Origin of the sequence: Streptomyces sp. NPDC006872 (assembly GCF_040635845.1) — a bacterium.
Classification (GTDB): domain Bacteria; phylum Actinomycetota; class Actinomycetes; order Streptomycetales; family Streptomycetaceae; genus Streptomyces.
Window position 1 is genome coordinate 1,151,017 of the sequence record NZ_JBEYIL010000001.1, and the last position, 14,376, is coordinate 1,165,392.

The following is a 14,376-nucleotide window of genomic DNA, read 5'->3' on the forward strand; positions in this document are numbered from 1 at the left end:
TCGTTACGCTCGATGGCATGAAGAAAAGCGTGCTGACCCGCTACCGCGTTCTGGCCTACGTCACCGGTGTGCTGCTGGTCCTGCTGTGCCTGAGCATGATCGCCAAGTACGGCCTGGACGTCGACGGCGCCGCCGACTTCACCCGCGTCGTCGCCATCGCGCACGGCTGGCTGTACGTCCTCTACCTCGTCTTCGCCTTCGACCTGGGCTCCAAGGCGAAGTGGCCGGTGGCCCGTCAGCTGTGGGTGCTGCTGGCCGGGACGATCCCGACGGCCGCCTTCTTCGTGGAGCGGAAGATCAGCCGCGAGCTGGAGGCCAAGGTCGTGGACGAAGCCCCCGTGGCCGCCAAGGCGTAACCCCCACCGCCGGGACCACCGCCGTACGTACACACGTACGGCGGTCAGCTGTCGACGTTTACTAGGACGTCCTAGTAAATTGGGGGCATGGACGCTGACGCCATCGAAGAGGGCCGTCGCCGCTGGCAGGCCCGGTACGACGCTTCACGCAAGCGCGAGGCCGACTTCAGCACGCTCTCCGGAGACTCGGTGGAGCCGGTGTACGGGCCACGCGCGGGGGATGTCTACGACGGCTTCGAGCGGATCGGGTGGCCGGGGGAGTACCCCTTCACGCGCGGGCTCTACCCGACCGGCTACCGGGGGCGCAGCTGGACCATCCGGCAGTTCGCCGGGTTCGGCAACGCCGAGCAGACCAACGAGCGGTACAGGACGATCCTCGCCAACGGGGGCGGGGGCCTGTCCGTGGCGTTCGACATGCCCACCCTGATGGGGCGGGACTCCGACGACCCCCGGTCGCTGGGCGAGGTCGGACACTGCGGGGTCGCCGTCGACTCGGCCGCCGACATGGAGGTCCTGTTCAAGGACATCCCGCTGGGCGAGGTCACGACGTCCATGACGATCAGCGGGCCGGCCGTGCCCGTCTTCTGCATGTACCTCGTCGCCGCCGAACGGCAGGGGGTGGATCCGGGGGTGCTCAACGGCACGCTCCAGACCGACATCTTCAAGGAGTACATCGCGCAGAAGGAGTGGCTCTTCCAGCCGGAGCCCCATCTGCGGCTGATCGGCGATCTGATGGAGTACTGCGCGACGGGCATTCCCGCCTACAAGCCGCTGTCCGTCTCCGGCTACCACATCCGGGAGGCGGGAGCCACGGCCGCGCAGGAGCTGGCCTACACGCTGGCGGACGGCTTCGGGTACGTGGAACTGGGGCTCAGCCGTGGGCTGGACGTGGACGTGTTCGCCCCCGGCCTCTCCTTCTTCTTCGACGCGCACGTCGATTTCTTCGAGGAAATCGCCAAGTTCCGCGCGGCGCGCCGGATCTGGGCCCGATGGATGCGGGACGTGTACGGCGCGGAGTCCGAAAAGGCGCAGTGGCTGCGGTTCCACACGCAGACCGCCGGTGTCTCGCTGACCGCGCAGCAGCCGTACAACAACGTGGTGCGTACGGCGGTGGAGGCGCTCGCGGCGGTCCTCGGCGGGACCAACTCGCTGCACACCAACGCCCTCGACGAGACGCTCGCCCTGCCGAGCGAGCAGGCCGCCGAGATCGCGCTGCGCACGCAGCAGGTGCTGATGGAGGAGACCGGGGTCGCCAACGTGGCCGATCCGCTGGGCGGTTCGTGGTACGTCGAGCAGCTGACGGACCGGATCGAGGCCGCCGCCGAGAAGATCTTCGAGCAGGTCAGGGAGCGGGGGCTGCGGGCCCACCCCGACGGACGGCACCCGATCGGGCCGATCACCTCCGGGATCCTGCGGGGCATCGAGGACGGCTGGTTCACCGGGGAGATCGCGGAGTCGGCGTTCCGGTACCAGCAGTCGCTGGAGAAGGGGGAGAAGCGGGTCGTCGGCGTCAACGCGCACACCGGGTCGGTGACCGGGGATCTGGAGATCCTGCGCGTCAGCCATGAGGTGGAGCGGGAGCAGGTGCGGGAGTTGGGGGCGCGGAAGGCCGCTCGCGACGAGATCGCCGTGCGCGGGGCGCTCGATGCGATGCTGGGCGCCGCCCGGCACGGCTCCAACATGATCGGGCCGATGCTGGACGCCGTCCGCGCCGAGGCGACGCTCGGTGAGATCTGCGGCGTGCTGCGGGACGAGTGGGGCGTGTACACCGAGCCCCCGGGGTTCTAGCCCACTCCCGGGCCTGCCGTCAGGCCCGTCAGAAGGAGTCTCGTGAAGCTCCGCACCCATGCGTCGTCCGCCGGTTCCGCGCTGACCAGGGTGCGGTGCACCACCGCGCCCGCCACCACGTCGAAGATGAGGTCGACCGTGCGGGCGGCCTCGGACGCGTCCGTCTCCGGGGGGAGTTCGCCGCGGGCCTGGGCGCGGGCCCGGCCCTCCAGGACCAGGTCCTTCTGGGGGTCGACGATGGAGGCCCGGATGCGTTCGCGCAGGGCGTCGTCGCGGGTGGACTCGGCGACGGCCGCCATCAGGCCGCTCTTGGCCTCCGGGCGGGCCAGGATCGCCGCGAACTGCAGGACCACGCCCTCGATGTCAGCGGCGAGGCTGCCGCGGTCGGGGAGTTCGAGTTCGCCGAAGAGTTCCGCGACGGCGTCGACGACCAGTTCGTTCTTGCCGGCCCAGCGGCGGTAGAGGGTCGTCTTGGCGACTCCGGCGCGCGTCGCCACGTCTCCCAGGGTCAGTTTCGACCAGCCCAGCTCGACCAGTGCCTGCCGGGTCGCGGCCAGGATCGCGGTGTCCGCGGCGGCGCTGCGCGGACGGCCGGTGCGGCCGGCGCGACAGACGGGGGTGCGGATCTGCATCCCCAGACGATAACCGCAGGTTTTGTCCGGCCTCCCGTGAGGGAGATCACCTGGTAGCGGTGTTGCACAGGCACTCAGTGCCATTACGCTACGACTCGTAGCGAAAGCCCGTGACGGACGTACACGGGCCGGGCCCGGCAGGGCGCGGGTGGGGACCCGGGCGCTCGTGTTCGGGATGTTCGAGGCGCAGTTCGGGATGTATTCGGATCGCTTTTCACGCAGGCGCGCGGACGGGGGAGGATAGACGCATGCAGCCACGGAACATGTCCATGAGCGGAGTCGTCGACCTCGCCGCGGTGAAGGCGGCCCAGGAGGCCAAGGCGAAGGCGGAGCAGACGCGCGCCGAAGCGGCCAGGCAGGGCGGCGCGGGGGCCGTCTCCCCGGCCGATCTCGTCATCGACGTCGATGAGGCGGGGTTCGAGCGGGAGGTCCTGCAGAGGTCCGCCGAGGTACCCGTCGTCATCGACTTCTGGGCGGAGTGGTGTCAGCCCTGCAAGCAGCTGAGCCCCGTCCTGGAGCGGCTCGCCGTCGAGTACGACGGCCGCTTCCTGCTCGCCAAGATCGACGTCGACGCCAATCAGATGCTGATGCAGCAGTTCGGGGTGCAGGGCATCCCGGCAGTGTTCGCGGTCGTCGCCGGGCAGGCGCTGCCGCTCTTCCAGGGGGCCGCCGGCGAGGCGCAGATCCGGCAGACCCTCGACCAGCTGATCCAGGTCGCCGAGGAGCGGTTCGGGCTCACCGGTCTGACGGTCGACCCCGACGCCGCGCCGGGCGCCGGCCCGCAGGAGGTCGCGGTGGAGCAGGCCGGGCCGTACGACGGGCTGCTCGAAGCCGCCGTACGGGCGCTGGACGCCGGTGACTTCGCCGGCGCGGTGCAGGCCTACAAGAACGTGCTCGCCGACGACCCGGGCAACAGCGAGGCCGAACTCGGGCTCGCGCAGGCCGAGTTGCTCCAGCGGGTGGGCGGTATGGATCCGCAGCAGGTACGGAAGGACGCCGCCGAGCGGCCGACGGACGCCGCTGCCCAGATCGCCGCCGCCGACCTGGATCTGGTGGGCGGTCATGTCGAGGACGCGTTCGGGCGGCTCATCGACACCGTGCGGCGCACGGCCGGCGAGGACCGGGACGCCGTACGACTGCGGCTGCTGGAGCTGTTCGAAGTGGTCGGTCCGGAGGATCCGCGAGTGGCGGCGGCCCGGCGGGCGTTGGCCCGCGCGCTGTTCTGATCCGGTCCGGTCGGCCCGGCCCCTGTGGCCGGAAGCGCGGGTTCTGACCAGTCGCTAAACGTCGGGGCCCGTGTTGTCGGAGTGAAAGTTCTGCCCAAGTGGTTCCCGTGCGGCCGCGCTTTACCAAATCTTGGTAATCGCGGCAGCTGTTACTGCAAGTAAGACGAGGCCGCCGATCTGTCGGATTCTGTCCAGCGATCAACAGCTTTGTCCTGGGCATGTTTGACACCCTGCGTCGCCGGTCGAGACCTGTGGGTCGTTGTTCGGTTATCCGGCCGTTACTAGCCAGTAACGAACCCCCTTGTGCGAGCCGCGAGAATGCACCACGATCGGCCACGCTCGGTCCAATCCCGTACCCCGACAGCCGGTTGGGTCAATGGGTTTTCCTGGGTCCCCACCGAGCAGGGACGACGACAGTGACGTCGGCCCTTGGGCAGGGGGGTCTTCGCTGTGGCGAAGCCTGTCCAGCAAGGTTGTGCGTGATGCGTGTCAGGCGCGACCAGTGGTTGTCGCTCGGGGGTGATCGCCGGTGATCGGTGCGCGGTTCGCGCCTCCGAGACGGGCGCTCCCCTTCCCGAGGACGTAGCACTTCTCCCATCCCTGCCCGTCTGAGCCGCCGCAACCGGGGGCGAGTCGGGACCAGGAGATGTACGTCCGAGAAGGAGGAAATATGGAGTCCCAGGTGCGTGGCGGGACCAGATGGAAGCGGTTCGCCGTCGTCATGGTGCCCAGCGTGGCCGCCACGGCGTGCATAGGCGTCGCCCTCGCGCAGGGCGCGCTCGCCGCGTCGTTCAGCGTGTCGGGGCAGTCGTTCAAGGTCACGGCCGACAAGCTCGACGGCACGGGCTTCTCGCAGTACGGCGCGATCGACACGGGTTACACCCTCGACGGCAAGAAGACGGCGCACGCCGTCGCCGTCTCGGCGTTCAAGACCGCCTCGATCACGAACATGTGCCAGTCCGTGGTCACCCCGAACATCCCGCTGCTCGGTTCGGTCAGCCTCACGCTGAAGGCCGGTGGCGACGGTACTCCGGTCGAGGCCGAGAACCTGTACATCGACGTCGAGGACCTGCAGGCGAACGCCGTCTTCAGGGGCATCGACATCGGTGTGGCCGCCAAGGACGCCTCCAAGGGTCCGGGTCTCAAGAGCGGTGACACGGCCAACCCGTACGGGTTCGCCCAGCAGGCGGACTCCGCCACGCTGACCGACGTGAAGCAGACGGCGTGGGCCACCACTGCCGGAACCTTCAAGCTCAGCGGCCTGAAGATGTCGCTGTCGACGGGTGTCAAGGAGTGCTACTAAGCACTCTCTGACGGGCGGGGGAGCCGGTGGCGCCCCCGCCCGTCCAGTTGGAGCCCGGGTCTTCACGGCCCGGGCCTCCACCCGCAGTACAACTCACCACCACAGCAAAGCCGCACCAGGGAGCTGTTTTCCATGAGCGCCGAGACCCCTGTCGCCCCCGGCCAGTTCACCCGCCGGAGGCAGCAGTTCCGCGCCTGGCGAGGTACGCGGCCGTTCTGGGCCGGTCTGTTCGTCCTTCTCAGCGGACTTCCCATCGCCTACTTCCCGTACGCGCACCTCCAGGTGGGCCATCTGACGCTGGCGATGGCGACCACCGCGGGCGCCGGGTCCCTGATCATCGGTGTGCTGCTGGGTGTGCTGGGCGTCAGCCTGTGGTTTCAGAAGCACGTACAGACCTTCGCGGGCGTCGCGGCGATCCTGTTGGGGCTGGTGTCCATCCCCGTCTCCAACCTCGGCGGTTTCCTCATCGGCTTTCTGCTCGCTCTGATCGGCGGTGCGATGGCCGTCTCCTGGGCGCCGGGCGCGCCGCCCGCGCCGACACCGGCGCCGGAGCACGGCACGGCTGCCGGAGACGCCCCCGAGGGTGTGTTCCCCGAGGGTCCCGCCACGCCGGGCGACCTCAGCGAGAACCCGTACAGCACGGGCCCCGCCCTCACCGAGAAGCCGTCCTTCACCAAGGACGACGAGGGCCCGGGCGAGCCGCACGATCTGCACGATCTGTCAGGAACGAGCCCGGCCAACGGGGCGAACGGGAGGCACAGTGCCGGCTGACGAGGTTTCCACCGGGAGCGATGTGGACGCTGCCCGCGTGAGAACCACCGGGCCGCGGCACGCGGCACCCAAGAAGCCGCTGTTCACCAGGTTCCACATGCCGGCCGGCAAGGCGATAGCCCTGGCGGCCATGCCGACGGCGGTGCTGATGGGGATGGGCTTCACGCCCACCCTCGCCAACGCCGAGGACCAGCCGACGTCCAAGAGCCTCACGATCGACGAGTACAAGGACTGTCTGGCGGCCCTGGAAGACGAGGACGCCTCCGCGTCGGCCTCGCCGTCGCCGTCCGCCTCGGAGAGCGCGGCCGAGTCCGCCGAGCCCTCCGCCGACGAGTCCTCGGACACGTCCACGGACGACTCGAAGGACACGTCGAGCAACGCGGGCGACACGGACGACTCGTCCTCGTCGGATTCAGGTTCCGACGACACGACCGAGCCGTCCCCTTCGGCGTCCTCCTCGCCCTCGACGTCGACGAACTCCGGCGACACGACGACCACCGAGCCGTCGGACACCGAGACGAGCAAGAACGTCCTGGAGACCATCGGCGACGCCATCACCGACCTCTTCGACGGCAGCGGCTCCGACGCGACGGCCAGTTCGAGCCCGTCGCCGTCGGCCTCCGCGTCGGCCTCGGCCGACGACTCGACGTCTGACTCGGGTTCGGGATCGGGCTCGTCGGACGGCTCCGGCTCGTCCGACTCCTCGGGCACGTCCAAGGACACCACCGACGCCGTCACCGACGAGGCGAAGGACACCGTCGAGACGACCGAGGAGACGGCGAAGGACACCGAGGAGGACACGGAGGCGGCCGCCGACGACGCCACGGCCTCGCCGAGCCCCTCGGAGAGCGCCGCCACGGACGTCGACGACTGCCCCGTCGCCACCGAGGACGAGAGCGGCATCGACAACAAGATCAGGCTGCCCGACGACCCCTGGTTCCTGAACGCCAGCTCGCTGCTTCTCAAGGGCGCCGACTACCAGGGCATCGTCAAGGTGAAGACCGCCAACGGCACCGTCAAGGAGGTGCTGAAGTACGTCATCTCCGACGGCACCGACATCGGCGACCTGCACCAGACGGTGGCCGACAAGCAGTCCGGCAAGACCTACCACGTGCAGGCGGGCAAGGGCACCACGTCCACCATCCGTGACGGCGACACGATCATGTACACGGAGAGCATCTCCGGCAACCTGTTCGGCCTGATCCCGGTCACGTTCACCCCTCAGAGCCCGCCGCCGCTCAACATCCCGCTGATCTACTTCACCAATGTGAAGGTGCAGCAGGCGGGCCAGCTGGGCGGCACGCTGACCATACCCGGCCTCCACCAGTACACGACGGCCGGCTGAGCACCCCCAAGACCCGTTCGGGAGCCGCAGAAAGCGCTGAGGGCGCCCCCTGTCCGCAGGGAGCGCCCTCAGCGCTGTACCAGCCCCTTCACGGGGCCGTCCGGTCAGTCGCGGTCGCCGCCGCCGAGGTGGTGGACGCGCAGCATGTTGGTGGTGCCGGCGACGCCGGGGGGCGAGCCGGCGGTGATGATGACGATCTCGCCCGGGTTGAAGCGCTTGATCTTGGCGATCTCCTGGTCGACCATGTCGACCATTTCGTCGGTGCTGTTCACGAACGGCACGACGTGCGACTCCACGCCCCAGCTGAGCGCCAGCTGGTTGCGGGTGTTCTCGTCGGTGGTGAACGCGATGATCGGCTGGGACGCCCGGTAGCGGGACAGCCGGCGGGCGGTGTCGCCGGACTGCGTGAAGGCCACCAGGCCCCGGCCGCCCAGGAAGTCGGAGATCTCACACGCGGCACGGGCGATCGAACCGCCCTGCGTACGCGGCTTCTTGCCCGGCACGAGCGGCTGCAGCCCCTTGCTGAGCAGCTCCTGCTCGGCCGCGGTGACGATCTTCGACATCGTCTTCACGGTCTCGATCGGGTAGGCGCCCACGCTCGACTCGGCGGACAGCATGACCGCGTCCGCGCCGTCCAGGATCGCGTTGGCCACGTCGGAGGCCTCGGCGCGGGTCGGACGGGAGTTGGTGATCATCGACTCCATCATCTGGGTCGCCACGATCACCGGCTTGGCGTTGCGCCGGCACAGCTCGATGAGGCGCTTCTGCACCATGGGGACCCGCTCCAGCGGGTACTCGACGGCGAGGTCGCCACGCGCGACCATCACACCGTCGAACGCCATCACGACGTCCTCCATGTTCTCCACCGCCTGCGGCTTCTCCACCTTGGCGATGACGGGGACCCGGCGGCCCTCCTCGTCCATGACCTTGTGGACGTCGGCGACGTCCGCCGCGTCCCGGACGAAGGACAGCGCGACCAGGTCGGCGCCCATCCGCAGCGCGAACCGCAGGTCCTCGATGTCCTTCTCGCTCAGCGCGGGCACGTTGACGGCCGCGCCGGGCAGGTTGATGCCCTTGTGGTCGGAGATGACACCGCCCTCGATGACGATCGTCTTCACCCGCGAGCCCTCGACGTCCAGGACCTTCAGCTCGACGTTGCCGTCGTTGATCAGGATCTGGTCGCCGCGCGAGACGTCGCCGGGCAGGCCCTTGTACGTGGTGCCGCAGATCGTCTTGTCGCCGGGGACGTCCTCGGTGGTGATGGTGAACTCGTCACCGCGCACCAGCTCCACCGGACCCTCGGCGAAGGTCTCGAGGCGGATCTTCGGGCCCTGGAGGTCGGCGAGGACGCCGATGGCCCGGCCGGTCTCCTTGGCGGCGGCCCGGACCCGGTCGTACCGGCCCTGGTGCTCGGCGTGCGTGCCGTGGCTGAAGTTGAAGCGGGCCACATTCATACCGGCTTCGATCAGGGACACGAGCATTTCGTGGGAGTCGACCGCGGGGCCGAGAGTACAGACGATTTTCGAACGGCGCATGGGGCGATCCTATCGGTTTGTTTCGCTACGGAATATTCCGTCTGGTGGAAGAACAAATGAGTGCGCAGGTGCTCAGTTGCTTTCCTGATCAGTTGCCGCGCGACGGAGCCGCATATCAATACCGCCCCACCAACGCGTAGGTCTGTGCGGCGATCTCCAGTTCCTCGTCCGTCGGCACCACGGCGACCGCCACCCGCGCGCCGGCCGGCGAGATCAGCCGCGGCTCGTCGCCGCGTACGGCGTTCAGCTCACCGTCCACCGCCAGGCCCAGCGAGTCCAGCCCCGCCACGGCCGCCGCCCGCACCGGCGCCGCGTTCTCCCCGACCCCGGCCGTGAACGCGACCGCGTCCACCCGCCCGAGTACCGCGTAATAGGCGCCGATGTACTTCCGCAGTCGGTGAATGTAGATGTCGAAGGCGAGCTTCGCCCGCTCGTCGCCCTCGTCGATCCGCCGCCGGATCTCCCGCATGTCGTTGTCACCGCACAGCCCGATGAGACCGCTCTTCTTGTTGAGAAGAGTGTCGATTTCGTCGATGGACATTCCGCCAACACGCGCCAAATGGAAGATGACGGCCGGATCGACGTCCCCCGAGCGGGTGCCCATGACGAGGCCTTCCAGCGGGGTGAGCCCCATGGACGTGTCCACGCACCGGCCGCCCTCGACCGCCGACGCGGACGCCCCGTTGCCCAGGTGCAGCACGATGACGTTGACCTCCTCGGGCGTCTTGCCGAGCAGCTTCGCCGTCGCCCGGGAGACGTACGCGTGCGAGGTCCCGTGGAAGCCGTAGCGCCGCACCCGGTGGGCGTCGGCGGTCTCGACGTCGATCGCGTAGCGCGCGGCCGCCTCCGGCATCGTCGTGTGGAACGCGGTGTCGAAGACGGCGACCTGGGGCAGGTCGGGGCGCAGCGCCTGCGCGGTGCGGATACCGGTGAGGTTGGCCGGGTTGTGCAGCGGGGCGACCGGGATCAGCCGCTCGATCTCGGCGAGGACGGCGTCGTCGACGACCGTCGGCTCGGTGAAGCTCTGCCCGCCGTGCACGACGCGGTGCCCGATGGCGGCGAGTTCGGGGGAGTCGAGGCCGAGCCCGTCCTTCGCCAGCTCCTCCGCGACGGCCTTCAGCGCGGCGTCGTGGTCGGCGATCGGCCCGGTCAGCTCACGGCTCGCGCCGCCGGCGGCGAGCGGGGTGTGCTTCAGCCGCGAGGACTGCTCGCCGATGCGCTCGACGAGCCCCATCGCCAGCCGGCTGCCGTCGCGCATGTCGAGCAGCTGGTACTTCACCGACGAGGAGCCGGAGTTCAGGACGAGGACACGGGTGGGGCTCACAGCTGGGAAACCTTCTGCTCGGAGCTCTGGGCCTGGATGGCCGTGATGGCGACGGTGTTGACGATGTCCTGGACGAGGGCGCCCCGGGACAGGTCGTTGACGGGCTTGCGCAGACCCTGCAGCACCGGCCCGACCGCGATCGCGCCGGCCGAACGCTGCACGGCCTTGTACGTGTTGTTGCCCGTGTTGAGGTCCGGGAAGATCAACACGCTTGCCTGTCCGGCGACTTCGGAGCCCGGCAGCTTGGTCGCGGCGACGCTCGGCTCCACGGCGGCGTCGTACTGGATGGGCCCCTCGATCTTCAGATCGGGCCGCCGCGAGCGGACCAGCTCGGTCGCCTCGCGCACCTTGTCGACGTCGACGCCCGACCCGGACGTGCCCGTCGAGTACGACAGCATCGCGATCCGCGGCTCCACCCCGAACCGGGCGGCGGTCACGGCCGACTGGACGGCGATGTCGGCGAGCTGCTCCGCGTTCGGGTCGGGGTTCACCGCGCAGTCGCCGTAGACGAGGACCTTGTCGGCCAGGCACATGAAGAACACCGACGACACGATGTCGGCGTCCGGCTTCGTCTTGATGATCTCGAAGGCGGGCCGGATGGTCGCGGCCGTCGAGTGCACGGACCCGGAGACCATGCCGTCGGCGAGCCCCTCCTGCACCATCAGCGTCCCGAAGTAGTTCACATCGGAGACGACGTCGTACGCCAGCTCGACGCTGACGCCCTTGTGGGCCCGGAAGCCGGCGTACAGCTCGGCGAAGCGGTCGCGCAGCTCGCTGGTCGCGGGGTCGATGAGTTGGCAGTCGCCGAGGTCGATGCCCAGGTCGGCGGCCTTCTTGCGGATCTGGTCGACGGGACCGAGCAGGGTGAGGTCGCACACGCCCCGGCGCAGCAGCACCTCGGCGGCGTGCAGGACGCGCTCCTCGGTGCCCTCCGGGAGGACGACCCGGCGCTTGTCGGAGCGGGCCTGCTCGAGGAGCTTGTGCTCGAACATCATCGGGGTGACGCGGTCGGTGCTGGGCGCGGAGACCCGCTTCAGCAGCTCGCTCGTGTCGACGTGCCGTTCGAACAGCCCCAGGGCGGTCTCGGCCTTGCGCGGGGTGGCCGCGTTCAGCTTGCCCTCCAGGGAGAACAGCTGCTCGGCGATGGGGAAGCTGGTGCCGGGCACCGAGAGGACGGGGGTGCCGGGGGCCAGCCGGGCGGCGAGCGTGAGGACCTCCGCGCTCGGGACCTCGCCCAGCGTGAGCAGCACCCCGGCGATCGGCGGGGTGCCGGCGCTGTGCGCGGCGAGCGAGCCGACGACCAGGTCCGCCCGGTCGCCCGGGGTGACGACCAGACTGCCCGGGGTCAGCGCGTCGAGGAAGTTCGGCAGCATCGCCCCGCCGAAGACGAAGTCGAGCGCGTCGCGGGCCAGCCCGGAGTCGTCGCCGAGGACCACCCGCGCACCCAGGGCGTGACTGATCTGCGCGACGGTCGGCGCGGACAGGGCGGCGTCGTCGGGCACGACGTAGCAGGGCACGGGCAGCCGGAGGGCGAGACCGGCGGCTATCTCGTCCCGGTCCTCCGGGGCGACCCGGTTCGCGACCATGGCGAGGACGTCGCACCCGAGGCCTTCGTAGGCCCGGTAGGCGTTGCGGGTCTCGGCGAGCACCGACTCCGCGGTCTGCTTGCGGCCGCCGACCACGGGGATCACCGAAGCGCCGAACTCGTTCGCGAGCCGGGCGTTGAGGGCCAGCTCGTCGGGGAACTGCGTGTCGGCGAAGTCCGTCCCGAGGACCAGGACGACGTCGTAGTCGCGGGCGACGAGATGGAACCGGTCGACGAGGGTCGAGACCAGCTCGTCCGCGCCCTGCTCCGCCTGGAGGGCGGACGCCTCGTGGTAGTCCATCCCGTAGACCGTGGCCGGATCCTGCGCCAGCCGGTAGCGGGCGCGCAGCAGCTCGAAGAGCCGGTCGGGCCCGTCGTGGACGAGGGGGCGGAACACGCCCACCCGGTCGACCTGTCGGGTCAGGAGCTCCATGACTCCCAGCTCGACGACCTGGCGGCCGTCGCCGCGGTCGATCCCGGTCACGTACACGCTGCGGGTCACGCGAGCTCTCCGTTCGATGAAGTTCTGGCCCTGTCGCAAAAATCGCCCACCTAGGTGAGCAGATCCCTCTTGACAATACCTCTGCGCGTAGTTAAGGCGCCCGTCAAGCGACAGCCCGTTCGGCGGCGTGAAACAATCGAACCCGGCTCACCGGTATCGACAGCGAGCAGGAGACACAGCACGATGCGCATCGGAGTTCTCACCGCAGGTGGCGACTGTCCAGGCCTGAACGCAGTGATCCGGTCGGTCGTACACCGAGCGGTCGACAACTACGGCGACGAGGTCATCGGCTTCGAGGACGGCTACGCGGGTCTGCTCGACGGCCGCTACCGAGTCCTCGACCTCAACGCGGTGAGCGGCATCCTGGCCCGCGGCGGCACCATCCTCGGCTCGTCCCGTCTGGAGCGCGACCGGCTGCGCGAGGCCTGCGAGAGCGCCTCCGACATGATCGAGGCCTTCGGCATCGACGCGCTCGTCCCGATCGGCGGCGAGGGCACGCTGACGGCCGCGCGCATGCTGTCGGACGCCGGGCTGCCGGTGGTGGGCGTCCCGAAGACCATCGACAACGACATCTCCTCGACGGACCGCACGTTCGGCTTCGACACGGCGGTCGGCGTCGCCACGGAGGCGATGGACCGCCTCAAGACGACGGCCGAGTCCCACCAGCGGGTGATGGTCGTCGAGGTCATGGGCCGCCACGCCGGCTGGATCGCGCTGGAGTCCGGGATGGCGGCGGGCGCGCACGGCATCTGCCTCCCCGAGCGGCCCTTCGACCCGGCCGACCTGGTCAAGATGGTCGAGGAGCGCTTCGCCCGCGGCAAGAAGTTCGCGGTGATCTGCGTCGCGGAAGGCGCCCACCCGGCCGACGGCACCATGGACTACGGCAAGGGCGCGATCGACAAGTTCGGCCACGAGCGCTTCCAGGGCATCGGCACGGCCCTGGCCTACGAGCTGGAGAAGCGGCTCGGCAAGGAGGCCCGACCGGTCATCCTCGGCCACATCCAGCGCGGCGGCGTCCCGACGGCGTACGACCGTGTCCTCGCGACCCGCTTCGGCTGGCACGCGGTGGAGGCGGCGCACCGAGGCGTGTTCGGGAGGATGACGGCCCTGCGCGGAACGGACGTGGTCATGGTGCCGCTGGCGGAGGCGGTGACCGAGCTGAAGACGGTCCCGAAGGACCGGATGGACGAGGCGGAGTCGGTCTTCTAACCCGTTCAACCGGTCAAGCGTTCAACCGTTCTGCGACGTGCGGTTCTGCACGATCGTCCAGAAGGCGTCGACGATCCCGTCGAGGAAGTCCCGGCCGGCGTCGCTCGCGGCGCCGGCCGCGTCGCCCCCGGACCAGTTCGGCGTGGCGACCAGCTGCCCCTGATAGACCTGATGCAGCTCCCGCAGCGCGTGCTCCACGAGCCGCCGGTCCAGCGGCAGCAGCTTGGCCACCGGCTTCACATGTGCCTGCCAACGGGTGCGGGCGGCGGTCCGCAGCAGATCACCGAGCCTGCCCTCACGGCCGGTGACGGTGACCAGGTCGGGCAGCGAGAGGTCCAGCAGCTCGGCGAGGGCCGCGCACTGCCGGTCCGAGCCCTCCCACTGCCCGCTCTCCTCCATCCGCGCGTACTCCGGGAACGCGTGCCCCACGGCCCGCGCCACGTCCTCGGGCGCGAAGCCACGGGCGATGCGGTGTTCGCGCAGCGTGCGGGGCCTGCCGAGCAGTTCGGCGGGCGAACACCACAACACGCCCGCGAGGGCGGTGAGTTCGGGACTGCTCGGCGTCATGATCCCGCGTTCCCAGGCGACGACGAGATCCGGGGTGGCGTAGGGGAGCCCGTAGGACGAGCGAAGACTGTGGGCGACATGCTCGGGGGCCATGCCGAGGGCTGAGCGGAGCCTGGCGGCAGCGGGGGAGTCGAAGGGCGGACCGGGCTGGTGAGTGTGGGACGGGGGTCTGGGCACGGGGACACCGTAGGCGGTGGGGCGTGCGATGACTACTGGGGGTTGGCCGAAGGCAA

The 14,376-nt window shown here is 69.8% G+C and carries 12 protein-coding genes; 7 read left to right on the top strand and 5 right to left on the bottom strand.

Annotated elements, in window-relative coordinates:
- Positions 1-17 precede the first annotated feature (17 nt).
- Both ABZ725_RS04970 and ABZ725_RS04975 read left to right on the top strand, forming a co-directional pair.
- Complete coding sequence (locus ABZ725_RS04970) at positions 18-356, top strand: DUF3817 domain-containing protein (RefSeq protein WP_351913218.1); 339 nt, start codon at positions 18-20, stop codon at positions 354-356.
- Positions 357-443: 87 nt separating this feature from the next.
- A complete protein-coding gene (locus ABZ725_RS04975) occupies positions 444-2,144 on the top strand; it encodes a methylmalonyl-CoA mutase family protein (RefSeq protein WP_358801317.1) in 1,701 nt (566 codons plus the stop codon).
- Here ABZ725_RS04975 and ABZ725_RS04980 read toward each other — a convergent pair.
- Entirely contained in the window at positions 2,141-2,776 is a 636-nt protein-coding gene (locus ABZ725_RS04980; RefSeq protein WP_358801318.1) for a TetR/AcrR family transcriptional regulator, read from the bottom strand. The two genes, ABZ725_RS04975 and ABZ725_RS04980, sit on opposite strands and share 4 nt — an antisense overlap.
- A gap of 248 nt (positions 2,777-3,024) precedes the next feature.
- Between ABZ725_RS04980 and ABZ725_RS04985 the strand changes: the two genes are divergently transcribed.
- From ABZ725_RS04985 to ABZ725_RS05000, 4 genes are all read left to right on the top strand, one after another.
- The gene (locus ABZ725_RS04985; RefSeq protein WP_358801319.1) at positions 3,025-4,002 is read left to right on the top strand and encodes a tetratricopeptide repeat protein; all 978 of its coding nucleotides are present in this window, start codon (positions 3,025-3,027) and stop codon (positions 4,000-4,002) included.
- Positions 4,003-4,672: 670 nt separating this feature from the next.
- Complete coding sequence (locus ABZ725_RS04990; RefSeq protein WP_351913211.1) at positions 4,673-5,305, top strand: DUF6230 family protein; 633 nt, start codon at positions 4,673-4,675, stop codon at positions 5,303-5,305.
- A gap of 132 nt (positions 5,306-5,437) precedes the next feature.
- The gene (locus tag ABZ725_RS04995; protein WP_358801320.1) at positions 5,438-6,076 is read left to right on the top strand and encodes a DUF6114 domain-containing protein; all 639 of its coding nucleotides are present in this window, start codon (positions 5,438-5,440) and stop codon (positions 6,074-6,076) included.
- The gene (locus ABZ725_RS05000) at positions 6,066-7,421 is read left to right on the top strand and encodes a hypothetical protein (RefSeq protein ID WP_358801321.1); all 1,356 of its coding nucleotides are present in this window, start codon (positions 6,066-6,068) and stop codon (positions 7,419-7,421) included. The genes ABZ725_RS04995 and ABZ725_RS05000 overlap by 11 nt, the downstream gene beginning before the upstream one ends.
- A gap of 104 nt (positions 7,422-7,525) precedes the next feature.
- Here the strand turns inward: ABZ725_RS05000 and pyk are convergent, their stop codons facing one another.
- From pyk to pta, 3 genes are all read right to left on the bottom strand, one after another.
- Positions 7,526-8,956 carry a pyruvate kinase gene (gene pyk / locus ABZ725_RS05005; protein ID WP_358801322.1) on the bottom strand — a complete coding sequence of 477 codons (1,431 nt, stop codon included), beginning with the start codon at positions 8,954-8,956 and terminating at the stop codon, positions 7,526-7,528.
- 115 nt (positions 8,957-9,071) lie between these two features.
- A complete protein-coding gene (locus tag ABZ725_RS05010) occupies positions 9,072-10,280 on the bottom strand; it encodes an acetate kinase (protein WP_358801323.1) in 1,209 nt (402 codons plus the stop codon).
- Positions 10,277-12,367, bottom strand: coding sequence for a phosphate acetyltransferase (gene pta / locus ABZ725_RS05015; RefSeq protein ID WP_358801324.1), 2,091 nt, complete (start codon positions 12,365-12,367; stop codon positions 10,277-10,279). The genes ABZ725_RS05010 and pta overlap by 4 nt, the downstream gene beginning before the upstream one ends.
- A gap of 183 nt (positions 12,368-12,550) precedes the next feature.
- On the opposite strand from pta, the gene ABZ725_RS05020 reads away from it, so the two are divergent.
- Entirely contained in the window at positions 12,551-13,576 is a 1,026-nt protein-coding gene (locus ABZ725_RS05020; protein WP_351913199.1) for an ATP-dependent 6-phosphofructokinase, read from the top strand.
- Between the two features lie 21 nt (positions 13,577-13,597).
- Here the strand turns inward: ABZ725_RS05020 and ABZ725_RS05025 are convergent, their stop codons facing one another.
- Positions 13,598-14,320 carry a helix-turn-helix transcriptional regulator gene (locus ABZ725_RS05025; RefSeq protein WP_358801325.1) on the bottom strand — a complete coding sequence of 241 codons (723 nt, stop codon included), beginning with the start codon at positions 14,318-14,320 and terminating at the stop codon, positions 13,598-13,600.
- Positions 14,321-14,376 lie beyond the last annotated feature (56 nt).